This window comes from Roseburia sp. 1XD42-69, assembly GCF_003612565.1.
Taxonomy (GTDB): Bacteria; Bacillota; Clostridia; order Lachnospirales; family Lachnospiraceae; genus Roseburia_B.
In genome coordinates this window covers 1-24,397 of record NZ_RAZG01000003.1, presented here as the reverse complement: position 1 = coordinate 24,397, position 24,397 = coordinate 1, and the positions used below count along the sequence as shown (strand labels likewise).

Genomic DNA, 24,397 nt, shown 5'->3' with positions numbered 1-24,397 from the left:
AGTTGTAAAAAGTGCATCAATACTCTTCCCTGTTTCTCTTTTTCCGGATCCGGTATAACTTCTTTATCCCGTGATACACTCCCCGCACAAGGGAAAAAAGAAAAAACATCACCAAAAAGCCAAAGATTCCAAACACTATATCTGCAAAATCCATATTTCCCGTATGGGTGATTTTCTGCCCAATTTCAATGGCAAAAGTTATCACAATAATCAGAGTAAACACATAAATCCAGGCAATCACCATCACATGGCCGCTCTGGGCCAATGCCTTAAAAAAAGGGTACACCACAAAAATAAACAGCATTCCCAGCACTCCAATCACAAGAAAGTGGAGTTCTTTGTCCGTAAAATTGTATTCGTAGGCATCATTTAACCGCATAATATAATTATGTATCTTCGCCACCATACCCACCAGTGCATACAAAAATTTGCTCATAAGCGCCTCCTTTACAAAATCAAATCCAGTTTTTTATCACAACAATAAAATTGGCGGTATCATCAAGATACCGCCAATCACTGATTTACACAAGTGCCGGTGATGGGACTTGAACCCATACGTTGTTGCCAACAACAGATTTTGAGTCTGCCTCGTCTGCCAATTCCGACACACCGGCCAATGTCCGAACCAATCACTCGAACAAATAAGATGATAACACATAAATAGACAAAACACAAGTACTTTTTTTATTTTTTACCATTTTTATCTTTTTGCCTCCATTTCCAGCTCCTTTTCCCTCTCAATATCCTCCGGTGACATATATTTCTGATACACCTTCTCCAGAGTGAGATTAAAAGCCAGACACAAAAGCGCCGGGGCAAAAATACTTAAGACAGGGACAAAAAAGAAAATCAACACAAAAACAACAAGCTCCAGAAAAATCAAACATGTTCTGGGCAGATTCGCCACAGCTATAATCCCACAGTTTTTCATGGTCTGCTTGATAGAATCCTCAAATCTGGCCACATAAGAAAAGAGGTATACCATCCACAAAATTAAAAATACAATCATCACAAGAAAGATATAATAAAAGACTCCCAGTTTTTCTCCGTTCCCCAGCATGTGATAAGTGATATAGGCATCCACTCCCAAAATTCCGCCTACCAAAAGACAAATCAGCCACATAAGGGTGGACTGCTTAAAATTAGACTTAAAGGAATCCCAAAAACTTCTCCACACATACCCTCTGTTTCCCTTAATTGCCTTATTCATCGTATAATAAGTGGCAGTACATGACGCCCCTGCGGTAATTATGGGAATGCTGAACAAAACCCACAGTACACTTAAAAAGAAACAATCTGCAATTTTATTGATTGCCTGAAAAAATTTGTTATCATAACTAAATAAGCTGTTCATTCCTAAAACCTGCACTTTCTTTTGCATTAAAATATTTTACTAAAATATGATATTTTATAGCATAACACATTTACAAAATAATGTCTATTGCAGTATAATAAAATGCAGCGGCAAAAAGCCGATTTTATATTTTTTTTATATTTATTCCCGGAATCTATTCTATGGCAGATTTTGTGTCAAAGTCCCTTCGGGAAACACGATTATAATTAGAATATGGAGAAATGAAACATGAAGAACAGAGAAAAAAGAATCAAATCAAAAAAAAGCATACGTTTTAAAATCATGGCGATTACCGTTATCATAGTCATCGGTATTATGCTGGTTTCATCAGGAATCTTACACTATTCCATGCAGAATTTGACTGAATCAATTCTCTTAGACGTATTAAAACCAATGGCTGGCCAGTCGGCTAAAACAGTGGAATCCAACATTCACCTTCTGGCGGACAGAATGAGCGATCTCTCCCTGGACCAACGGTTTACCAACGCAGACGCATCAAAAGCAGACCATGACCAGGTTTTAAAAGAAGCCAGAAATACATATGAATTTTACGGCATTGCCCTGTACAGCTTAGAAGGCAGCCTCCTTTCTTCGGATGGAGAAAATTACGGGACAGATATTAAGGAGACCTCCCTTTTGTCCCTTATGAGAGAGACAGACAACCTCACGATTGCAGACCCAATGGTTACACAGGATTTTGTGGGAATCCCTATGGGGATACCCGTCAAATCCCAGGGGGAAACCTGGGGCTATCTGGTGGGAATCTACAAATATGATCTTTTAAGCGATGTGCTGGGAGCTATTCACATCGGCCAGAATGGAATGGCCATTTTAGTAAACCAGGACGGCAAGATCGTGGGACATCCCACCACAGATATGGTACGCCAGGAGTTAAACATTTACGATTTGGACACTTCCGCCTCCGCCCACAGTATTTTTGACAGGATGGTAAGCAGGGAAACCGGCCAGGCACTGGGCTTTATCAACGGCCAGGAATCCTATGTGGCCTTCTCCCCTGTCCGGGGAACCCGTTGGTCCTTTGCAGTGGAAGTGCCGAAAACGGATTATATGGCGTCAACAAACCTTGCCCTCTTAAACACTTTGGTGGGGACTTTCGGCACACTCATTGTGGCACTGTTTCTCATCTGGATAACCACCACCATGATTTCCTCCCAGTTAAAGAGTGCGATTCTCCGGGTAAACGGACTGGCCCAGGGCGATTTAACCTCCCTGGTGGAAGTGAAAAAAACCGGGGATGAAGTGGAAATCCTATCCGCCTCCCTGGACAGCACCGTACAAAGTATCAACGGATATATTATGGAAATACAAAGGGTGCTGGACAATATCTCCAAGGGAAATCTCAATGTAACGGCAGAGGGGGAATACAAAGGAGACTTCCATGTGCTCAAAGAGTCATTGACCCAGATTATCACCTCCATGAATGAGATGATGAAACAGACCAGCAACACGGCTCTCCGCCTAACGGACACCGCCCAGAGCATGAGCTCCCAGTCTGAGGAATTACAGCAGGCAGCCCTGACCCAGACAAATGCTATGGACGACCTGAACAGTAAAGTGGAAAATATCCAGGGCAATTTAAATGACGTTTCAGACAATACAAAAGAGACAAAGCAGAGGGCCGCTGAAATTGCAGAACAGATAGCAGACGGCAACCAGAAAATGCAGGAACTGACACAAGCTATGGAAGCCATCTCCCGCAACGCCGCAGATATCACGAAAATCAGCAAACTTATGGAAGATATCGCCCAGCAGACTTCCATCCTGGCGTTAAATGCCTCTGTGGAGGCCCAGAGAGTAGGGGAAGCCGGCAAAGGTTTCGCCGTGGTGGCGGAGGAAGTGCGGACTCTTGCGGGACAGAGCACCGAAGCCGCACAAAATACAGTGGAAATTATTGACACCACCAGCCATTTAATCCGAAAAGGCGTAAAATTAACAGCGGAAACTTCCAGAGCCCTGTCAGAAATTAATAAAGGCTCTGACGCTGTCACAGCAATCTCCAACCGCCTGTCAGACACTGTGGATATCCAGGAGGAATCCCTAAGGGGCGTATCCCAGAGAATAGAGGATCTCTCTTCCATCACCAGGCAGAATCTCCAGTGTGCGGAAAACACTGCAGCTGTAAGCCTTTCGCTGGATGCGGAATCCAAAAAACTAAAAGAGCTTTTAGACAAATTCAAGTTTCACTAAAACTTATCCGGGAGGAAAACAATCATGAAAAAACAATTTGTAATCTTGCTGCTGTGTGTCCTGTTCGCCATGACATTTTGCGGCTGTGGAGAAAAAAAGACAGAAGGTATGCAGGACGGCACTTACACCGCCCAGATGTCCGACTTTTCTTTTGGCTGGAAAGAATATGTTACCATAACCGTAAAAAACGGGAACATCACCACAACAGAGTACAATGCAGAAAATGCCAGCGGCTTTATCAAAAGCTGGGACAACGTATATATGAACAATATGAAATCTGTAGCCGGCACCTATCCCAACGAATATACAAGATATTATGCCGCACAGCTTACGGGGCAGAGCACCCTGCCGGAGATTGACACCTTATCCGGCGCCTCATCCTCGGGAGGCAACTTTAAAAAGCTTGCCCAGTCCGTGGTAGAGCAGGCAATAAAAGGAGACTCCACCATCGCAACGGTTCCGTCGGACCCCGATGCTCACGGGGAAAAATAAAAAAACAGGCTTAGCCTGTTTTTTTATTTTTCCCCTATTCTATCTCAGCCCTTTTTGCTGAATCTTTATAATATTTAAATTCTGTAAAAATCTCCCCGGTATATGGATTGGTCTTTGTGGTAACGGCTTTGTAAACAATGTAACCAAAAGCAATGATATTTACAATCAGCGCCGCTGCGCTTACCACGGTCATAGCTGTGGGATCTGCATTGGCGGAAGTCCCCTCCACAATGGTATTTACTGTGCCGTCGGCATACTGTGTGGTAATGGTGGCCCAGGGGAAAAACTGGGTACCGTCATGGAATGTCTCCTGGAACAGTGGAAATACCTGGGCAAACATACACCAGATACACAAGGTATTGGCCCGGTTCATAATCCACCCTCCTTTATTCCACAAAAGAGCTGCAATGGTGGGAGCCAAAAGAAGCGCCACGCCGCAGAACCAGGAATGAGTGGGCAGGCAGTTATATGTATAGGCAAAATTCCAGACATCATAAACAACGATATACACCCAGATCATATCCGGCCAAATCATATCTTTTTTATCCTTGGAGGAATAGACACACCACCATCCTGTCATACAAAGAATATTTAAAATTCCTGCAATTCCGTTCATCACATTGTGCCAGCCGCCGTAGAGCCACACCCCTTCCGAGGAAAGCCACCAGGTATTCCATCCGTTGATGGCGGACTCAAAATCACTCACCACCGCAATAAGGATATTGATGGCCACAATGGCAAATGGAAAGGCTTTAAACCAGTGGGTTTTTCCGATTCCCCACTCATACTTAATCATCATAAAACCGATACATCCCGCCAACGCCGCATACAATTTTGCATAATGGAACCATCCGTTCATATAAACATAAGTCTGGTTCTCAAGGGCCCACTGGGCTCCCCCCGCTGCCGATATCACAATCACAATAAAATACACTGTCAGCACCGCCGGAATCACCCCGAACATCAACAGCCCTCCTGCCTTTGTCCTTCTGGCAAATTCGTTTAGCAGAATCAATGCAAGAAGCACACAAAGCATGGCTGCCCACTGGCTTAAGGCATGATCCCCATACACATGAAACAACATACTCTTTCCTCCCATTCTATTGGTTAAACCAATTCACATTATTTTATACATTGTACTATTATATGTACATTTTGTCAATTATATACCGCATTTTTCCCTATGTTTCCGGAATATTCTCTTTTTCTTTCCATTTATTGACCATTTTCTATGTTGGTATCTGGTATAACCAATATCATTTTTCCTGGCATAATAAAACCAAAAAATGCCCATGAATATCGGAGGGGAACTCCTCCCCTCCAGACTACTCTTCCATCATATATTCTCTGTAATCTGCCTCATCTGCGAACAACATATATTTTCCATCCACATATCCCATATAACCATTTTCCACTACATATCCTTTCATAAAAAACACTCCCTTCAGATTTTTTGTTCTGAATAGAGTGTATCTCTTTCTATGTCCCATATGTGGGACATTTTACAGCATATTTTTTTCTTCCCGGATTTCTGTAATCTCCATGGATTCCTCTGTCACTTTACACATAAGGTATAGTATATGTACCCCTGCATTTTTTGCCCTCAAAAGAGCCTCTCCAAACTCCGGGTGCGTATCCACATTGGGCTCTACCACAGAGATTCCTTCCATTTGAATGACAAAGGCCAGATAACATTGGTATCCCATGTCCAAAGCCTGGGTTAATTCCTCCAGATGCTTGACCCCTCTTAAAGTAGGGGCATCGGGAAAATAGCCAATCCCTTCCCGTTCCAAGGTCACGCCTTTGACTTCCATCAAACACTTTTCTTCCCCCTCCTCCAGATAAAAATCCAGCCTGGAACTTCCGAATACGTACTCCGGTTTAAAGAAATCCAAGTTTGGATAAAGCAGAAGCTCTTTTGTGACATTCTTTGAAAGCTGGCATACAAGCCATTCCTTCACCACCTGATTTGGGGCCTGGCTGTCTATGTTAATCCACCCTACCCCCGTTTTATACACACACACCAAATCATATTTGGTTTTTCTTGTAGCCTTTTCACTTTCACTGAGAACCACTTTTACCCCGGGTATCAAAAGTTCCCTGCACCTCCCGGTATTTTTTACATGTACTGTCTCCTCTTTCCCATTCAGTAAAACCTTTGCAATAAAACGGTTGGGCCGGGACAAAAATTCTGCCTTCAGAGTTTTTTTGTACCTCATATAAATTCCTGCTCTTTCCATATCCTGATAATTTCCTGCTCCAAATCCAGCTCCCTGTGATAACAAATACACCCCAATACATTCTTGTGGCCCAAGAGCTGCATTGGCACTGTAGAACATACGATAACAGGAATCCCCCCGTATCCCAGCCGGTTCATCTCCTTTAAAAATTTCAAACCGCATTCCGGATATATGACTTCTCCATACTCCAATGGAAAATACATATCCAGAAAAATGAAATCTATCTTCTCGCTGTAATTTTTAAGTGTCTCCATACCGTCGGCAAAATCCTTTTCCCACAGTATTTTTCCCGGATACACATGCTTCAGAGCCCTTTTTTCGTGACTCCCTTTAAATACATCATCCTCCACCAGTAAAACCATGCCATCACCCTTTATCCTTTTGCATTTTTTATTATATGGTTACCTTCCCCTTAATATCCGTGGGATTTAATAAAATAAGTTTTGCCTCCGACAAGTCCAAAAGAGCATACCGCTGTTCCTGGGACAAATCCTCACTGTAAATCTGATTTTCATAATCTACCAGAACACATTTTAATTTTGCGGTGAGATAAAACAGGGGAGAAATATTCTCCGGCACCTCATTTAAATACTTCTCGTCACCGCTAATCTGAATTAATGTGTCCAAATGACAGTCTTTACATTCATGCACCTGCCCCTCCCAGTCAATCACACAGGGACAGTACTCGCTTAATTCTGAATGAAATGTTGCTACAAATTCTTTTGATGTCATAATTTACCTTTCTTTTTCATACTTCTTTTTCCATATAAAAATCCCCCCAAATATTCCAATGCCGCAAAGACTTAGCCCAGCCCCCAAAATAAGCCCCGGTGTCCGGTACGAAAGAAAAATCTCATGCTCTCCCTCACTCAATGGAATCTCTATAAAACTCTCCATAAAAGTACTGCACTCTGTCTCTTCCCCATCCACGTAAACCCTCCATCCGGCCTCTTTGGGTATCGACAAAATCAAGTTTCCCGGCCAGTCAACCCTGATTTTTCCTCTGATTTTTGTATCCGAAAAATACTCCGGCTCAAAGGTCTGGCGGTTTAGCGTCTCATAGGCTTCCCCCAACGCATATAAATTTAACACATATGGGGTCACCTGTAAATCCTCAACTTTTGACGTATTGGTAATTTCCACCGTATCCCCGGCCTGAAACCAGCCCAAATCCAAAAGATACCCGTGATCGCACTTGGTAAATCTCCTGGTGCGCTCCCCACAGGCCACTGTAATCACTGGGGCGGATTTGTCCCCGTACAAAGCATAGAGGTATCCGTCTTCCTTCACGTGAATTTTTGTGGTTTGGTCTTCCACTGTAGTGGCCCCGCTTAAAGGCGTAAGAAGTTCCTCTTTGGCGCCTAAACAATATACCATGCGGTTTAAATTGTATATGGGACTCCCCTTCTGGGGCGCCCAAAGGCTTTCAAAATCCTCCTCCACCATAAATCCCAAGGGCAGGGTATAAAGATTCCTGTAAATGTAATTCTCCCCGTCCTCCGCCGCAAGAGTTCTTAGGGGACTTGTTTCATAAGGACTTTTGGAAATCAGGTATTTCACAGAAAGCATTGCGGAATTTAGGGGCGTGGAACCGCTGTAACTGTAAAAATTTTTTCCGCCCTCCATTCCCATTTTCCGGTAAAAATTTCCCACACCGATATTCATAAGAGAAGAAAAAATTGTGGAGGAAGAATAATTGTAAAGGGCAGCGTCATTTTTGGTGAGGCGCTCCATTTCCTCCACCCGGTAAAACTGGGAAGCTTCCATAGACTCCACCTCCCGGAGAAGCCCTTTCACGGAATCCCAGTTTTTTGTATAAGCCGTGCGGCTTGTAACATCAAAACCTGTGAGGCTGAAATTTGCATAAACCTCCATAACAGCCAGCGCCGCTACTGTGAGGGAGGCTGCTTTTTTCCACTCTTTCTTTCCCAAATGCCACAGAAAAAACAAAGCCCCGTATCCCCCTGCCAAAACCCCCGTGAAAAGCAGTGACTCAGCCGTAACCATACCAACATTTACCACAAAGGCGCACAATGCTAAAAATCCCCAGATAAGCGCCAGAGCAAATAGTACATGGTAAGTCTCACTGCCCTCACGTTTATGATATGCTTCATAGGCCAATGTGAGCAGAAGAAAAATATACAGAAATGACTGCCGCCCGGGAAGAGAGTCGGGAAAATGAAACCCATGCCAGATAAAGTCCAAAATATTATTAGAAAAACTAAACCAGAAAAAGATAATAAACAGGACCCGCACCACTTTCTTTTTCCATGAAATTTTCCCGTTCATAAAATACAAGATAACCAGCAGCAGAGTTCCCACGCCGCAGTAAAGATTGGGCCAGTGGTCCCGCCCGGTGTACACCTCCACCTCAAAACAGTGTCTTGCAAGCTGGGAAACAAGGTCAAAATACATCTCCATGCCCTCCGGGAAGGAAAAACCGGAAGAACCGCTGTAGCTTAAAATAATTGCCTCTGGTATAATTAAAACCGCCCCCATAAGCCCCGCCAAAAGGGAGTAAAGTGCAAATCTGCCAAGGGTTATTATTTTCCCCCGGAAGTTCTCTTTTTCCTCAAAAAAAAGAATTAAGAAATAGAGAAAAGAATAGATGCAAATCATTATGGCAATATAAAAGTTGGAAAGTATGGCGATGCCCAGGCTGATACAATAAAGCCCTGTCTTTTTTTCCTTTACCAAAATCTCAAGTCCCCAGAAAATAACAGGTGCCAAAACAAGACAGTCCAGCCACATAATATCCCAACTGTAGGCCGCCATATACCCGGACAGGGCATAAAAACATCCCAAAAGAGAAGCCATATAATCCTGTGTATGAAAATGTTTCCCAATATAAAAGGCAAAGCTGCCGCCGCAGAGTCCAATTTTGATTACGATTAAAATTGTCATAAATTCTATCACATAATCCTTGGGACAAAGAATTAAAAACCAGTTGAGCGGGCTTGCCAGGTAATAGGCAAAAAGAGATACAAAATCCGATCCCAGGCCTATCTGAAAAGAGTACAGAAGGCTTTCCCCATGTTTTAACTTATCCATCAGCTCCGTAAAAAAGGGGGCATACTGATGGTACATATCAATGTGCAAAATGCAGTTTTCCCCAAAGGGAAACACATCATTGTGAATCATAATTGCAAGGGAAATACACACAGGGAGAAAAAAGGCCAGCAAATGCATACCTGCCCCAGGTGATATCCTGTATTCCTTTTCTCTGTTTCTCTCCTTGATTCTGCCCAATTTATACCGGCTCATGAAAATCTCCTTCTATTCAAACATCTCATAATACTGCAGTTTCTGGTACTGTTTTAACTTCTCCCCAAAATTCTTCTTCTCTGCCCTCTCCCCTTTGCTGTCCGCTATTCTCTGCCCGGAAATCACCGGATACTCCTCTTTCAGTTCCTGCAAAAAGCTGTGGTAAGCAGGCAGGGGCAGGCCTGCCCGCCTCATCATCTCCCCTGCCAGATAATTCGCACTGGTATCCATCTTTCCCCCCTCCGACTCATAATTAGTCCAGATTACATAAGGCACCTGATAACGCTTATCCCTCATATCCTGGGACAATGTCTTATAAGTGGTTCCATTTAACTCCAGAATCGGCTCCGCTACCGTATCACTTGGCTGGTGGTCTCCAAAAAACACTACCATCACCGGGTCTTTTTCCAAGGAAAAATATTCTATCATATCCCGAAACGCCTGGTCCGTCTTTTGTACCAGGGAGAGATACATCGAAAGGGAGAACGAATTTTTTCCCTCAACGCTTATATGTGGAGTAAAATTTTCATAGCTTTCTGAATAAGAACCATGGTTCTGCATCGTGACGGCAAAAATAAAAGCCGGCGCCTGCCTATTTTCATAGATATCGATTATTTTATTAAAACAGGATGCATCATCCACATATTTCCGCAGATATGATGCCCGGGTAAAATCCGGCAGAAACAGAGAATTTTCAAAACCCAGCAATGGATAAACCTTATCTCTGTCCCATCCCCCTGCATGGTAGGGATGTATCCCGTAAGTCTCATACCCAAGACTTTTCAAATACCTGGGAACAGCATCTGTTTCCTCTTTTACATACTGCTGGTAGGGAATAGATCCTTGGGGAAGAAAGGCCATTGTGTTTCCTGTTAAAAATTCAAACTCCGTATTGGCTGTATTTCCCCCGCAAACAGAAACGTTTAAATATCCTGTCAATAGGTTTTTTTCCGTTTTTTGCATTTCATGGAAGTAAGGCATAGCATCCTCACTGGCAGAAAATCCCCCCAAAACAGATAAATCGGAAAATGCCTCGTCCATCACCACTATAATATTGGGCATTTCCCCTTCTTTTAAAACAATTTCAGATTCATTTTCATATTGTGCCAAAAGCTCCTGGGCCTCTCTGCTGTTATATCCGGAAGGTTTGTCCACTGTGAGAAATGGCATATCCATCACCCAGGTGAGCACAAGACCGTTCACCTGCCACATAAAAACCGGAGTAAACAACTTATTGTACATCCGATGCCGGTTCTGGAAATCTTCTTTCTGCAGAATATTGGTAAACGTACAGGTAAGCGCTAAAAGAATACATGCCCCTATCAGGCATCCTTTCCACTTTGATTTTTCCAGCTTCAACTTACAAAATCCCTCTAAAAAAAGCAAAAGCACAAAGAGCAGTGCCACCATAACAATACGGGCTGTGGGGGTAAAATCGTAGTTGTCCGCAACAGAGACCGCCGTTTTTAAGGAAAGCAGATCCCAGGGAACCAGGGGCAGGGAACGGAAGGTGTACACATAATAATTTATAAGCCCAAACACCATAAGTACTCCTGTCTCCGTGCGAAGGGCTGCCGCCACGCTCCTAAAGACAAAAAATAGAATCCATGCAAATAATTCTAACAGAAGTATATTAAAAAACTGTGACCAGTGGCGAACTTCTGTAAACCCGTTATGGGTATAACCTTCCAAGAGATAAAAATTTACTATGGGACACAGGATTAACCCTGCATAAGAAAGAGCCTTTTCCCACTTTAAAATCTGCTTTACTTCTGAATCCATATCACATCCACCCCAGAGATAAACGAGGAACAAGGCAGAATCGAAACGATTCTGCCCCTTTCCCATTTTCATCTGTTTCCTTTATTTCTTTACTTTTACACTCTTTGTCCTGCTCCAGGAACCGTACTGTTTTTTGCCGCTTACGGAATCCTTCTGATACATGCGCACCTGAACATAATAGGTTTTGTTCTTTTTCAGCTTTGTGATCGTCGTACTGTTTGTGCTGATATTCCTTGTCTTTGCAGACTTCATACTTTTGTTCAGGGAATATTTTACCTGATAACCGTTTGCCGAGCTGACCTTTTTAATCGTTACCGTAAGCTGTCCGGACTTGCTGCTCTTTAACTTGGAGATAGAAGTACTCTTAGGCTTCATCTTTGCCCAGTGGGCATAAAGAGTCGTGCTGCCCGTAACTTTGGATGTGGAACTTATCAGTTTGCCTCCGGATTTTTTCGTGTACCATCCCAGAAATGCATAGCCGCCCTTTCTCTTTGGAGTGTCCAGTTTGCCGTAAGTATCCCCTCTAAATAAAGATTTGCTTTTAGACTTTACGCTTGTTTTGCCGATATAACCACCATTAGCATTTAATTTTACTGTAACTTTTTTAACTGTCCTTTGTGCCACGGGGCTGTCAATATATCCGCTTGCTACACCAACTGCCCGAATAGTTGCTGCAGATGACAATTTAAAAGGTCCCGTATAACGAATGGATCTGGTATAAGAATCTTTTGGATCATCGTTATTTAAAGTGTAATAAATATTTACTCCTGGCTGAGCCTGTATCGTTACCTTACTTCCTGAAACAGTAATTACCGGTGCTGTCAAAGGAGTCACATTCCCATTGATAGATCCGTAGTCTATTAGACTTGCCCCGGAGTCATGCACGTCCAAATTAGGCAGATATGGATTAAAATAACTCTCCGGAACATGATGCACATAATCCTGGTCACTCATATAAAATGCCTTACTACGGTTAAAATAATTATAAACCACTTGAATCTCCGGATGACCCTGAATCTTTCCATCTGTATCATCCCATGTAAGATCTACATAATACCAGGTATTATTTAACTTAATAATATTCCACTGATGATCAAAACTGGTAACTGTTCCACAGTCAATCCCTGCCCCATTCATTAAAAGAGCCATAGCCTGTGTATACCCTGCACAAACAGTAACTTTGTCTATAAATGTAGAATAAGCAGACTGATTGTACTCGTTTTGTTTTATGCCAGGATTTGCATAACCAGGGTCATATTGCACATTCGTGCATATCAAATCATGAGCCTTTTTCTCCTTTAATAGTTCATTTGGCTGACTGTTTATTTCTGCCATCCAGCTATTTACAACACTAAACATATCCCGGGTTGCCGCTGCTCTTGCGGCACCATTTCCAAAGTTATCGTAAATGGATAGTGCAATCAGCCCGCCATTTACCCCTTTGGAAGCCGGTGCCAGCAGCTGCAGAAAATAGTACTGTGGATTAGAATACCGAAATAAAGCAGCCACATTCCACGCCCGTTCACGGCTCATATTTGAATAAGCAACAAATTTTGTAACATAGTAGTCAAAATTCATTCCATCCTCATTATACGAGTCTCTGCTTCTCAATGTTTCAGTTCCTGTAAGATAACCGAAACACATTGAATCAAACTTATCCCATAGTGCCTTTTCATTACTGTTTAACTGATTGTAATAAAAATTAGTGGAATAGGCATCATAAGGGGAACTGTACGATTTAGAGCCTTTGCTTTTTCCACTTCTGGTCCCCTTATAAATTTCTGATTCTTCCGGCTGTTCTGCCTCCATACGGATTAACTGCATTGCACCGCCGGTGTTCTTAGGAATATCATACTCCGGAAAAACTTCTTCCTGAACATATTCTTTTCCGTCTCCGCTGCTTATCTGCGCCGCTGATATCCCTTCTGCCCTCCCTGCAAAAAACAAAATTCCTACAAGGAGAAATGCACTTAGTTTTTTTCTCATAGTATCCTCCCTTTTCTCATGTTTTCCTCTCTCCATTGTAATGGAAAATATACTGTTTGTCTACTCTGACTTTCTTTTTTGGCATGGATATTTACATTAACAAAGCGAATAAATAAACCTTACTGATTCTCTGTTGTCAATAAAAAATCAGTAAGGTCGGTACACATTGCTATTTTTTCTTTATTAAAATTTTTACAGTTGCCTTTTTATTCGTTCCATCTGTAGATAAGGCGGTTATCTTCACGCTTTTCCCTATTCCAGCCTTCTTAACTTTTAATTTTCCTTTTTGGCTTATGGTAGCATATTTTTCATTACTGCTTTTCCAATTTAGTTTTTTATTTGCCGACTTTCCATTTGTTTTTACAACAGCCCGCAATGTGGCACTTTTTCCTGCCGCTAATTTTTTCGGTGCATCTTTAATTTTTATCCCAGTTACCCCATGTTTCATCAACTTTAATTTAATAGAAGAGGAAACACCGCTTCCATCCGTGGATTTCGCTGTAATCGTCACCGTTTTTCCTGCTCCGGCTTTTTTCGTAGTGACAATACCTTTTGCGTTTACCGTTGCATATTTTTTATTGTTGGTTTTCCATGTAACTTTTTTATTGTCAGCATTCTTTGGAAATACCTCTGTCTTAAGATTCACTTTCTTTCCTGCTGCAATCTGCTTGGAAATGGCCGTTATCGTCAGCTTTCTGACTTTCATCGGTTCTTCCTCTTCATCCTGGTCTTTCTCAGGGGCCGGAATAGGATTACCCGTTCCCAGACTACGGACAAGCTCTGCCAATAAAGAAATATCTTCCACATAATCAGTGGAATAATACACAATCCTGCCTGTGGAATCATATAAGAATATTGCCGGGAAATATATCTCATCCAATAAACCGACTTCTTCTAAATTGTCCCATAATAAACCATAGTCCCCATACGTAAAATGCATGGAAGGATACAATCTCCTAAGTTCTTCTAAATCCTCCTCTTCCTGCGCATCCATGATAGAAATAAGAACCTCAGTGCCGGACTGATACAACCCGGGGATTTCACTTTGAAGACGGCTAATGGCGCTGAGAGTATTGTAACATTCTGAATTCCCCATAACCAGTAACACTGCATTTCTATATAAGTAATTTGATGAGTCAAAGTCACCTTCCGGACCATTCAATATAAATTCATTTCCCATAACAGGCTGTGGCATAACCTGAGGCTTAAAATTATCTTTTGCAACCACCACTTCAGCAACCGGACTGTCAAAATACCCACTAGCTGTGGCAACTGCCCGGACAGTTCCCTCTGCTGTCATTTGAAAAGGTTTTGTATAACGTATTGATCTGGTAAAGGAATCCCTGGGATCCTCTTTATTTAAAGTATAATAAATATTAGTTCCCGGCTGTGCGGTTATCGAAACCTGCCTTCCAGAAACTGTTATCATCGGCGCTGCCAACTGACCAATTGTGCCGTATATTGTTCCATAATCAGAAAATGTTGCCCCGGAATCATGAATATCCAGATTCGGAAGGTATTTATTCCAAAAGTTTTCTGTGACATGATGAATAAAATTAGTATCTTTTAAAAATTGGGACTTACTTCGGTTAAAATACTGATACATTACATCATATCCCTGATTTCCATCCATGTCGTCCCAGGTACAATCCACATAGTACCAAGTATTATTCAACTTAATGATATTCCATTCATGGTCATCACTTGTAACAACGCCGCAATCAATCCCCGCCCCATTCATCAACAACTGCATTGCCTGGGAATATCCGGCACACACTGTTACTTTTTCTATAAAAACTGAATATGCCGACTGATTATATTCATTCTGTTTTATATTGGTGTCTTCATATCCCGGATCATATTTCACATTTTTACAGATTAAGTCATGTGCCATTTTCTCTTTCAAAACCTCACTGGACTGACTGTTTATCTGAGACATCCAACTGTTTACCTCACTAAACATATTACGGGTTGCCGCTGCTCTGGAACTTCCGTTTCCAAATGCATCAAACACTGTCAATGCAACCATCCCGCTGTTATTTCCCACATATGCAGGTGACAGCAGCTGAAGAAAATAGTATTGAGGATTTGAATAACGAAACAAATCCACCACCTGCCATGCTTCATTTACACTCATATTAGTAAATTCCACATATTTTGTAGTATAATAATTGAAAGATAAACCATTCTGATTATAAGTCTCCCTATCTGTAAGGCTCTCTGTCCCAGCAAGATACCCAAGACACATATTATCTAACTGGTCCCACAGCACTCTTTCATTACTATTCAACTGGTTATAATAAAAGTTTGTGGAATAAACATCATACACAGAACTGTATTCTTTGGAACGCTTGCTTTTTCCACCCTCTGATTTCCTGTAAACCTCTTTATTTTCCGGTTTATCCACTTTTACATGTATAAAGGGCTTAAGTCCTCCTGCATTTGGGGAGATATCACCCTCGTCAGAAACCGTATCCTGAATGATTTTCTCACTGCCGGATCCTGCCTGTGCCGCTAATACCCCCTCTGTTCCCCCTGCAAAAAACAAAATCCCCGCAAGGAGAAATGCGCTTAGTTTTTTTCTCATAGTATCCTCCCTTTTCTCATGTTTTCTTCTATTGTAGTGGAAAATTTACTGTTTGTCCACACTAACTTATAATTTCCCAGGTTCACCCCAAATCCCTATTGAATATTTGAAAAAAAGGGCTATAATAAATATAAATAATATTTTCGGCAAAATGCTGCTATCAAGTCTTCCGGCTTTAAGGCAGCATCCTTTGCGTAAAAACAAGAAGGGATGTTTAAGGGTCATGAACAAGAGAAACAACAAAGAAAACATTGAAAAAAAGCTTACCCGGTCTTTTTTCATTGTATCCTCCATTACTGCTGTGGCAGCCATCGTAGGATTAATCGCAATTATTGTTATCTGTAACCGTTATTCCTATGCACTTCACAATTTCGGCTTTGCCCAGGGGGATATCGGAAAAGCAATGTTTGAATTTGCAGATATCAGGTCCTCCCTGCGGGCGGCGATCGGATATGATGAAAAAGATGCCATTGACACTGTGGTAACACAGCACAAAGATGGAAAAGCTGCATTTGAACAAGCCTTTGACAATGTGAAAAATACCATTGTCTCCAAAGACGGAAAAGAAACCTACGAGGCCATCCAGGCAGAACTTGAAAACTATTGGATGCTGGACGAACAGATTATGCAGCTGGGAGCAAGCACAGACAGAGAACTCTGCAAGCAGGCACAGGAAATGGCCCTTAACGATTTGACGCCTGCATACAACAGCATCTATGACAAGCTAAACGAACTTCTGGAAGTTAAAGTAAACGAAGGCAATAAATTGTCCCAAATCTTAGTTATAACAAGCTGGATTTTGGCCGTTCTGATCCTAGGAGTCATTGCCACTGCTATGTTCATCTCCATGAAATTCGGCAAATTTACCGCCAAAAACATTGCCACCCCCCTCAAAGAACTGGGAACAAGGCTGGAATCCTTTGCCAAAGGCGACCTCTCCTCCCCCTTCCCCATGGCGGGCACCGGGGATGAAGTGGAAGATATGGAGAGACACGCTATACATATGGCGGATATTCTCAGCGCAATCATCTATGATATGGAGCAGCTCTTAGGTGAAATGGCCAAAGGGGATTATACCGTAAAAACCCAAATCCGTGAAAATTACACCGGGGATTTCGATAAAATGTACCAGTCCATGCGCGGCCTAAAACATCAGATGACAGATACTCTCCGGTCTATCGGCGAGGCATCCGAACAGGTGCAGGCAGGTTCCGGCCATCTGGCAGAGGCATCTCAGGATCTTGCAGAGGGTGCAACGGAGCAGGCCAATGCTGTGGAAGAACTTCATGCCACCATCAGCGATATCACCCAGACCATGGAAAAAAGTGTGGAGAGGGCAGAGGAATCTTATCAGAAAGCACAAAATTATGCCCTTGAGGCAGACAACACCCATAAGGAGATGGACAGCATGATGGCAGCCATGGGCCGGATCAATGATACTTCCGCCAGAATCGGGGATATTATTTCTGAAATTGAAGCCATTGCGGCACAGACCAATCTTCTCTCCTTAAACGCCTCCATAGAGGCGGCAAGAGCCGGGGAAGCAGGCCGGGGCTTCTCGGTAGTTGCAGATGAAATCAGGGATCTGGCAGACCAAAGCGCAAAAGCTGCCGTTGACACAAGGGAACTCATAGAAAATTCCATCCGGGAAGTGTCAGAGGGAAACCGCGCTGCCCAGAAGGTATCGGAAACCATTACATACGTTGTAAACGGCATTGGGCAGATTGCAGAATTCTCCCAGAACTTAAAGAGTATCGTAAGCAGCCAGACAGAAGCTATGCACCAGGCAGAAATCGGCGTAAACCAGATTTCAGGGGTTGTCCAGGACAATGCGGCAACCGCCCAGGAAGCCTCCGCCACAAGCCAGCAGCTATCTGCACAGGCATTGAACCTGGACGAGCTTATCGGTCAGTTCCAATTAAATTCCCAGACATGAGAGAAAAAAGAACCGGCACTTGCCGGTTCTTCTTTTCTTTCTTTAATTTTCCGTGTAACGGCATCCCGGATAAGAAGTACATCCCCAAAATTCCCCGAAACGCCCATTCCTCTTTGTAAGAAAGCTGCCGCACCGGGGACAAATCCGATGTCCGCTCTCTTCTTTCCCCGGAGGTATCTCTTTTGCCAGATATTCAAATACCTGCTGGTTCATCCGACAGTCATTGAGGGCGCGATGCGCTCCCTCTGCACAAATCCTATAATGCTCCGCCAAATCCACCAGCTTGTAATGGGATAACCCTGGCAGGACAGTCTTTGCAAATTTCAGGGTATCCACATAGTCATTGTCTGGAATTTTCCCGTAAAACTTTAGGGCATCCCGGTAAATAAACTTCATATCAAAGGTATGTATATTATGTCCCACAAGAACCATATTTCCTGCAAAGTCCAAAAACTCCTTTAGCACAATGGAAAATTCCGGAGCAGATTTCACCATATGGTCTGTTATCCCGTTCACTGCACTGGCCCCTTTGGGAATGTGCCTTCCCGGATTTACCAGGGAGGTAAATTCCTCTGTCACCTTTCCGTTTTGTACTTTCACCCCGGAGATTTCTATTACCTCATCGGAATTTGTATAAATACCCGTCGTCTCCAGGTCAAACACCACATAATCCTTCACATATTTTACTAAACTTTTTCCATTGGAACTTCCCAACATTTTTCTTCCCGCCTTATCTTTTCATCTGCACTTCTTTCCCCACTATTATATATGGTTTATTTTCTGCGCACAAGAGAAAAACTATAAATTCATCAGTTTTTCAGCCCATGATGATAGATGCATAATGAGAAAACTGCCGTTACAAACTCCGTAAAACAAAAGGCAGTCCACACACCTGCCGCCCCTGCAAACCTGCTGAATACCCAGGCAGCCGGCAAAATAACCCCCATATAACGAAGAAGGGAGATAAACAGGGAATGACTCCCTTTCCCAAGCCCCTCTAAGGCGCCGGAACAGGTGACGGAGACTGCAGAAACCACAAATCCAAGGCTAATGATATGAAGAGCCATAACTCCCATCTCTATGGTCGCCGTATTATCTGTAAAAAGCCCAATCAATTTTCCCGGAATTACCCAGGAGAGTACTGTTCCAAAAAACATAATTCCCATATTCATAAAAAGAGCCGTGCGAAAAATCTTTTTCACCCTGCCATGCTCCCCTGCCCCGAAATTATACCCCATTAAGGGCCGAATGCCCTGAATAATTCCGTTGGCAGTAAGGTAGATAAAAGTCTGAAGTTTGTAATACACCCCAAGCACCAGAACATATTTTTCCGAAAATCCCGTCAGGATACCGTTTAATGCAGAAATCAAAAGAGACGGCAAAGCCAGGCTCAGTGTTGCGGAAATTCCCACGGAATAGAGTTTTTTCAATATCTTACCGTCCATTTTTAAGGATGTTTTCCCAATTTTCACAGGAATTGGCCGAAACACATAGAACAGGATATAAACCAGAAGTGAAATACACTGACCGATACCTGTGGCGTAGGCCGCCCCCCTAATTCCCAACTTCGGAAACACCCCCACTCCAAAAATCATCAGTGGGTCTAAAATGATATTTGCCAGACATCCGCAGAGCATACTGAACATGGACACTTTCATATGGCCTGCAGCCTGAAAAATTTTTTCAAAGGACAGTCCCAGTGATATAACGGCAGAAAACAGAAATACCCTGTTGGAATACATAAGGGCCAGACTTGTAATATCCTTATCCGAAGAAAAAATTTTTAAAAACCAGGGCATCCCCAGGAGACACACCGCCATAAGAATCATCCCGTGAAGGAAACTGAGAAACATTCCAAGGGTGGCTGCCATATCTCCCCGCTTTTTATCTTCCGCTCCCAGATAATAGGAAATCACTGCGTTAATGCCGATTCCAAAACCAATGGCAATGGCATTTACCAGGTTCTGCATAGGATACACAAGCGCCAGCGCCGTCATGGCATTTTCACTGACTTTTGCCACAAAATAGCTGTCAATAATATTGTACAGGGAATTCACCGCCATGGAAATCACCATTGGCAGCGACATTGAAAGCACTAAAGGCAAAATTTTTTTCTCTTTCATAAATGTTTGTTCCATACCCTTTTCTCCTCTCGTCAAAAACTTCTCTGGAGTGCCTGCTCACAAAAAAAGCCACACAACTAAAAAAGATAGTTGTGTGGCGAAAAAAGATTTCTCTTGAAAAATCCACTCCTGTAAAGGTTTTATAGAACATTTATATCATACTTGTTCCTAAAGGTCAATAGTTTTAAAACTGCTCTCCTACAATCTTATAATATGTCCTGGATGTAACCTTAAACACTGCAAAATAAATCACTCCAAATACCAGCAATGTTCCAAGAAGGCACAGGGCAAAAAGACTGCTGTTATACAGATTCAGCATGGCAAGAATCCTTCGCAGCATGGGAAATGCCGCTGCCAAGTGAATCGCTGCTGTGACCAGGGGAAGGAAGAATACAATTCTTACCTGAGACTTAATGGCATCTTTTACCTCCCTGTCACCCATCCCTACCTTTTCCATTATGGCAAAGCGTTCCTTGTCCTCATACCCTTCGGAAATCTGTTTATAGTAGATGATTAAGACCGTTACCATGGAAAACATCAAACCTAAAAACAGTCCCAGGAAAAGAAGTCCTCCGTTTAAACTTATATAATCGTCATACCCTTCCTGTTTGGAACGCACCGTATACCCCTCAATATCATTTGGTTTACGGATGCCTGTTTCCACAATGCCCATGATCCGCTCCCGTATCTCCTTTGTACAGGCAATTTTTTCTTCCTTTGTCCCGTCGAAACTCAGGGCGATATGATATCCCACATGAGACTCCGGAGCATTCTGACGATTCCCTGCCAAAGCTTTTCTCTCCGAAAAGATATCCTCAAGCGTCTCCTCATCACTGACCACAAAGCACATCTCTCCCCCTTCTGCAATCTTGCCAAACATGGCATCGTCATAGTTTATTTTACGGCTTTCAGTCACCTCAAATTCCCTTCCTAACAAGGAAACGGTATCATTTGTATACTCCGGGTCAGCGATAATTGCTGCCTGCCCTTTTTTGATATCGGAGAGAGTGGTATTTTCCCTTTCCTCATAGTCATCTTTTGTTAAAACAGACAGCACGCCGAAGTTTTCCATTCCAATCTCAAACATCTCCACTGTCTCTATCACGTCTCCACTGCGCACCATAATTACTTCCATGGAAACATTTTCTTCCATATCTTCGATATATCTCCCAGAATCCTTTACAGATTTTTTTATCTCCGACAAAATTGTCTCCCTGTAATCCTTATCCGGCACATGATTAAGGTACAGTTCAATCTCCGCATCCCCGTCATATTGGCTTTCCACTTCATCTCTCACCCCCATATATAAACTCACGGTAGTGGAAACCATAACCAGAACCATAGTGGAGAGGATACAGATACTTGCCAATCCCGCCGCATTCTGTTTCATCCGGTACAAAAGCCCGGAAACTGCCGTAAAATGTTTTGTCCTGTAATAATATTTTTTATTGCGGCGCAGACTTTTCAGCAGCGCAATGCTCCCCGCTGTAAAGAGGGCATAGGTTCCAAAAATCACCAGTAAAACTGCCAGTAGAAATAACGTAAGCACCTGCATGATATTCTCCGTGGTAAATGCAATGTAATAAGCTGCCGCCAGGCAGACTCCCCCAAAAAGAGCAAGAAATAATTTGGTCTTCGGCTCTCTCTCCCCGGCATTTCCTCCGCGCAAAAGTTCTATGGGATTTGCCAGTTTTACCTGCATAAAATTGTAACACAAAGCCAGAAGGTAAATCACTGTGAAAAGTAACATGGTCTGCAAACATCCCTTTTGGGATACGTAAAAGGAAATACTCTCAGAAAGCCCCGTTATCCGGTACAAAAACATCATAAAAAATTTGTTAAAGATGATCCCGACTGCCAGACCACCGGCCACCGCAAGAAAAAGAGTAAATAAATTCTCCCAGAATAAAATCTTCGCAATATGCCTTTTTTCCATCCCGAGAATATTGTATACCCCAAGCTCCCTTTTTCTCCGCTTCATAATAAAGCTGTTTGCATAAAATAACAGGACGCAGACAAAAATACCGATTACAAAGGAACCCATGCCCAAAATCATTTTAAGATCGGCGCCCCCCCGGACATTTGCCAGACTTTCGTTTTCCCACATAGCCACCATAGAATAAAACATCATCACGGACAGCCCTCCCATGAGGAGATAAGGAAGATAAAACTGACTGTTGTTTTTCATGTTTGTAAAAGCTAATTTCCTGTAAACTTTATTCATCTCTTTCACCACCTGCTGTAAGTATTGTCAATGTATCGGATATTTTCCCATATAGTTCCTGATTTGTCAGATTTCCTCTGTAGAGCTGATGGAACACCTCCCCGTCTTTGATAAAAAGAATACGGTTTGCATGGCTTGCCGCCTTGATGCTGTGTGTCACCATCAGAATCGTCTGTCCCTCTTCGTTAATCTCATGAAACAGGCGAAGCAGGCTGTCCGTTGTTCTGGAATCCAATGCCCCGGTGGGCTCATCCCCCAAAATCAACTGGGGTTTGGTAATTAAAGCCCGGGCTGCTGCCGCACGCTGCTTCTGCCCTCCGGATACCTCATAGGGATATTTTTGTAAAATATCATGTATCCCCAATTTCTTTGCCACAGGCATAAGCCTGGGTTCCATCTCCTCCGGCGGCACCTGCTCTAATACCAGAGGAAGGAGAATATTATCCTTTAATGAAAAATTGTCAAGAAGATTAAAATCCTGAAAAATAAACCCCAGGTTATCCCTTCGGAATGCGGCAATCTCTTTTCCGTTTATGGACACAATATTTTTCCCGTTTAAAAGCACCGTGCCGCTGGTAGGTTTATCCAACGCCGCCAAAATATTTAAAAGCGTGGTTTTCCCGGAGCCGGACTCCCCCATAATGGCCACATACTCCCCCTCCTCCACGGAAAAATTAATATCCGACAGGGCCTGCACCTGATTTCCCCCAAAGCGGGTGGTATATATTTTTTTTAAATTTTTCACCTCTAACAATGCTGCTTTTTCCATATCTGTATCCTCCTGATTCCTTCTTCACCATTTATCTGTTCCCTTTGAACAATATCAGTATAACAAAACAGGGAAATGTCAGCCATTGTTTTACCTTACATTTCCCTTTGGTATCTTACAGTTTTGTAAGATTAGGTGCTCTATTTTCAATTTGTTATAAGTCTACATAAGTCTACAAAGCCTTATTTTTCGGGCTTTTTCAGAGTTTCGATTTCACCACTGTTTCACGTAAGTTGTTATAAATCTTCATATTTTTATAAACGATTGGTGTAAAATTGGTGTAAAATCTGGTTCTCTTTCTCAAAAAATTGGTGTATAAATTTTTCCCTACAAAGCCTTATTTTTACGCCTTTCCACGACATTTGCAACCTCATCCGCTGCCCTGTCTTCGTTCACATGGTTGTAAAAATTGTTGGTAATTTGTGTATTGGAATGGCCCATAAGGTACTGTAAGACTTTTATGTCCATACCGTCCTCTGCATCCCGGGTACATCCCGTATGCCGCAGTATATGTGCAGATATAGATTCAATTTCATACTCTGCTGTCTCATTATATTTCTCTACAGCTTTTTTTAATTCATAATCAAAAGAAGCTACATTAAGCAAATTTCCGGATTTGCATGTAAACACAAAATCCTTTTTCCCGTCAACACAATGTTCTGTATGCAGAATAAAGTAATAATTATGTAATTCACGTAAAACTTTATAAACCTCCTCCGTCATTGGGATTTTTCTTGTATGTGTGTTTTTCGTTGGGGTAATATGATATCCTGTTTTTTCACCATCAAACTTTTTATACAATAATTGATGGTCTACCGTTATGATCCTGTTTTTCATGTCTATGTCTTCCCAAGTCAATCCTGCAAATTCACTTATCCTACACATTGTTCCTATTAAAAAGGCTACCTTCCTATACATATCTCTGTCCTGCTTATACAGATAGGAAAGAAATTCCTCCTGCTGTTTCTTAGTAAGGGATTCTTTTCTCTTATGCGAACCCTCAATAACGTCTAACGCCCTTTTTGTGGGATTATTCCTTATAATGCCATTATCCAATGCCATATTGAATATAGAAGAAAACAACTTCTGATAGAATGTGACAGTTCCATATGACTTACCATTTTCCTGTAATCCCTGATAGAAATATGATATATTCGTCTTTTTAATATCCACAAGCTTCATATGCCCAAGCACACTGTCCCTCACGCTTCTATTATACATAGCCTTATAATTATTAACTCAAACTTCGCACATAGATTTAGCCTATGCACCTTGAAAAATCAACTACCCCGGTGCAAGCACTCAAGCACTGTGCTCGGCTCCTACGTCGCCGCTCACAGCACTTGCCTTTCATTCCTGCTAAAGCGGGAATGAAAGCGGGGTATGAAAGTTTCTTTGTCTCTTCCTCTACACATAATCGTACATACTTAGC

18 protein-coding genes and 1 tRNA gene are annotated in these 24,397 nt (G+C 42.4%); 3 read left to right on the top strand and 16 right to left on the bottom strand.

Annotation, left to right across the window (positions count from 1 at the left end; all coding sequences use genetic code 11):
- Nucleotides 1-16 precede the first annotated feature (16 nt).
- The 3 genes from D7Y06_RS02290 to D7Y06_RS02280 all read right to left on the bottom strand — a co-directional run bounded on the left by D7Y06_RS02290 (nt 17) and on the right by D7Y06_RS02280 (nt 1,354).
- Nucleotides 17-436 (bottom strand): hypothetical protein, encoded by a 420-nt coding sequence (locus D7Y06_RS02290; protein WP_120406219.1) that lies wholly within the window; start codon nt 434-436, stop codon nt 17-19.
- A gap of 94 nt (nt 437-530) precedes the next feature.
- Nucleotides 531-614: transfer RNA gene (locus tag D7Y06_RS02285), tRNA-Leu, on the bottom strand.
- Nucleotides 615-700: 86 nt separating this feature from the next.
- Entirely contained in the window at nt 701-1,354 is a 654-nt protein-coding gene (locus D7Y06_RS02280) for a YesL family protein (protein ID WP_158591194.1), read from the bottom strand.
- A gap of 228 nt (nt 1,355-1,582) precedes the next feature.
- Between D7Y06_RS02280 and D7Y06_RS02275 the strand changes: the two genes are divergently transcribed.
- Together D7Y06_RS02275 and D7Y06_RS02270 are read left to right on the top strand one after the other, a co-directional pair.
- Nucleotides 1,583-3,562, top strand: a complete 1,980-nt coding sequence (locus tag D7Y06_RS02275; protein ID WP_120406217.1) for a methyl-accepting chemotaxis protein — start codon at nt 1,583-1,585, stop codon at nt 3,560-3,562.
- Between the two features lie 24 nt (nt 3,563-3,586).
- Complete coding sequence (locus D7Y06_RS02270) at nt 3,587-4,054, top strand: FMN-binding protein (protein ID WP_120406216.1); 468 nt, start codon at nt 3,587-3,589, stop codon at nt 4,052-4,054.
- Between the two features lie 34 nt (nt 4,055-4,088).
- Here the strand turns inward: D7Y06_RS02270 and D7Y06_RS02265 are convergent, their stop codons facing one another.
- The 8 genes from D7Y06_RS02265 to D7Y06_RS02230 form a co-directional block, all read right to left on the bottom strand.
- Nucleotides 4,089-5,138, bottom strand: coding sequence for a DUF5692 family protein (locus tag D7Y06_RS02265; protein ID WP_120406215.1), 1,050 nt, complete (start codon nt 5,136-5,138; stop codon nt 4,089-4,091).
- Nucleotides 5,139-5,556: 418 nt separating this feature from the next.
- Nucleotides 5,557-6,273 carry a DNA/RNA nuclease SfsA gene (gene sfsA / locus D7Y06_RS02260; protein ID WP_120406344.1) on the bottom strand — a complete coding sequence of 239 codons (717 nt, stop codon included), beginning with the start codon at nt 6,271-6,273 and terminating at the stop codon, nt 5,557-5,559.
- Entirely contained in the window at nt 6,270-6,656 is a 387-nt protein-coding gene (locus tag D7Y06_RS02255; RefSeq protein ID WP_120406214.1) for a hypothetical protein, read from the bottom strand. The genes sfsA and D7Y06_RS02255 overlap by 4 nt, the downstream gene beginning before the upstream one ends.
- Nucleotides 6,657-6,687: 31 nt before the next feature.
- Nucleotides 6,688-7,026, bottom strand: coding sequence for a hypothetical protein (locus tag D7Y06_RS02250; RefSeq protein ID WP_120406213.1), 339 nt, complete (start codon nt 7,024-7,026; stop codon nt 6,688-6,690).
- Between the two features lie 3 nt (nt 7,027-7,029).
- A complete protein-coding gene (locus D7Y06_RS02245) occupies nt 7,030-9,558 on the bottom strand; it encodes a YfhO family protein (RefSeq protein WP_243119042.1) in 2,529 nt (842 codons plus the stop codon).
- A 12-nt stretch (nt 9,559-9,570) separates the two neighbouring features.
- The gene (locus D7Y06_RS02240; RefSeq protein WP_120406342.1) at nt 9,571-11,340 is read right to left on the bottom strand and encodes an LTA synthase family protein; all 1,770 of its coding nucleotides are present in this window, start codon (nt 11,338-11,340) and stop codon (nt 9,571-9,573) included.
- 81 nt (nt 11,341-11,421) lie between these two features.
- The gene (locus D7Y06_RS02235; protein ID WP_158591193.1) at nt 11,422-13,326 is read right to left on the bottom strand and encodes an FN3 associated domain-containing protein; all 1,905 of its coding nucleotides are present in this window, start codon (nt 13,324-13,326) and stop codon (nt 11,422-11,424) included.
- Nucleotides 13,327-13,495: 169 nt separating this feature from the next.
- On the bottom strand, nt 13,496-15,913 hold the full coding sequence (locus D7Y06_RS02230; RefSeq protein ID WP_120406211.1) for an Ig-like domain-containing protein: 2,418 nt from the start codon (nt 15,911-15,913) through the stop codon (nt 13,496-13,498).
- A gap of 223 nt (nt 15,914-16,136) precedes the next feature.
- Between D7Y06_RS02230 and D7Y06_RS02225 the strand changes: the two genes are divergently transcribed.
- The gene (locus D7Y06_RS02225; RefSeq protein WP_120406210.1) at nt 16,137-17,849 is read left to right on the top strand and encodes a methyl-accepting chemotaxis protein; all 1,713 of its coding nucleotides are present in this window, start codon (nt 16,137-16,139) and stop codon (nt 17,847-17,849) included.
- Between the two features lie 42 nt (nt 17,850-17,891).
- Here D7Y06_RS02225 and D7Y06_RS02220 read toward each other — a convergent pair whose 3' ends face one another.
- The 5 genes from D7Y06_RS02220 to D7Y06_RS02200 all read right to left on the bottom strand — a co-directional run bounded on the left by D7Y06_RS02220 (nt 17,892) and on the right by D7Y06_RS02200 (nt 24,186).
- Entirely contained in the window at nt 17,892-18,566 is a 675-nt protein-coding gene (locus tag D7Y06_RS02220) for a 3'-5' exonuclease (RefSeq protein ID WP_120406209.1), read from the bottom strand.
- Between the two features lie 92 nt (nt 18,567-18,658).
- Nucleotides 18,659-19,987: an MATE family efflux transporter gene (locus D7Y06_RS02215; protein ID WP_120406208.1), complete on the bottom strand. Its 1,329-nt coding sequence runs from the start codon at nt 19,985-19,987 to the stop codon at nt 18,659-18,661.
- 169 nt (nt 19,988-20,156) lie between these two features.
- A complete protein-coding gene (locus tag D7Y06_RS02210) occupies nt 20,157-22,196 on the bottom strand; it encodes an ABC transporter permease (protein ID WP_120406207.1) in 2,040 nt (679 codons plus the stop codon).
- Nucleotides 22,189-22,965, bottom strand: a complete 777-nt coding sequence (locus D7Y06_RS02205; protein WP_120406206.1) for an ABC transporter ATP-binding protein — start codon at nt 22,963-22,965, stop codon at nt 22,189-22,191. Before D7Y06_RS02205 ends, D7Y06_RS02210 begins: the two co-directional genes overlap by 8 nt.
- Nucleotides 22,966-23,292: 327 nt before the next feature.
- The gene (locus tag D7Y06_RS02200) at nt 23,293-24,186 is read right to left on the bottom strand and encodes a tyrosine-type recombinase/integrase (protein WP_120406205.1); all 894 of its coding nucleotides are present in this window, start codon (nt 24,184-24,186) and stop codon (nt 23,293-23,295) included.
- Between the last annotated feature and the right edge of the window lie 211 nt (nt 24,187-24,397).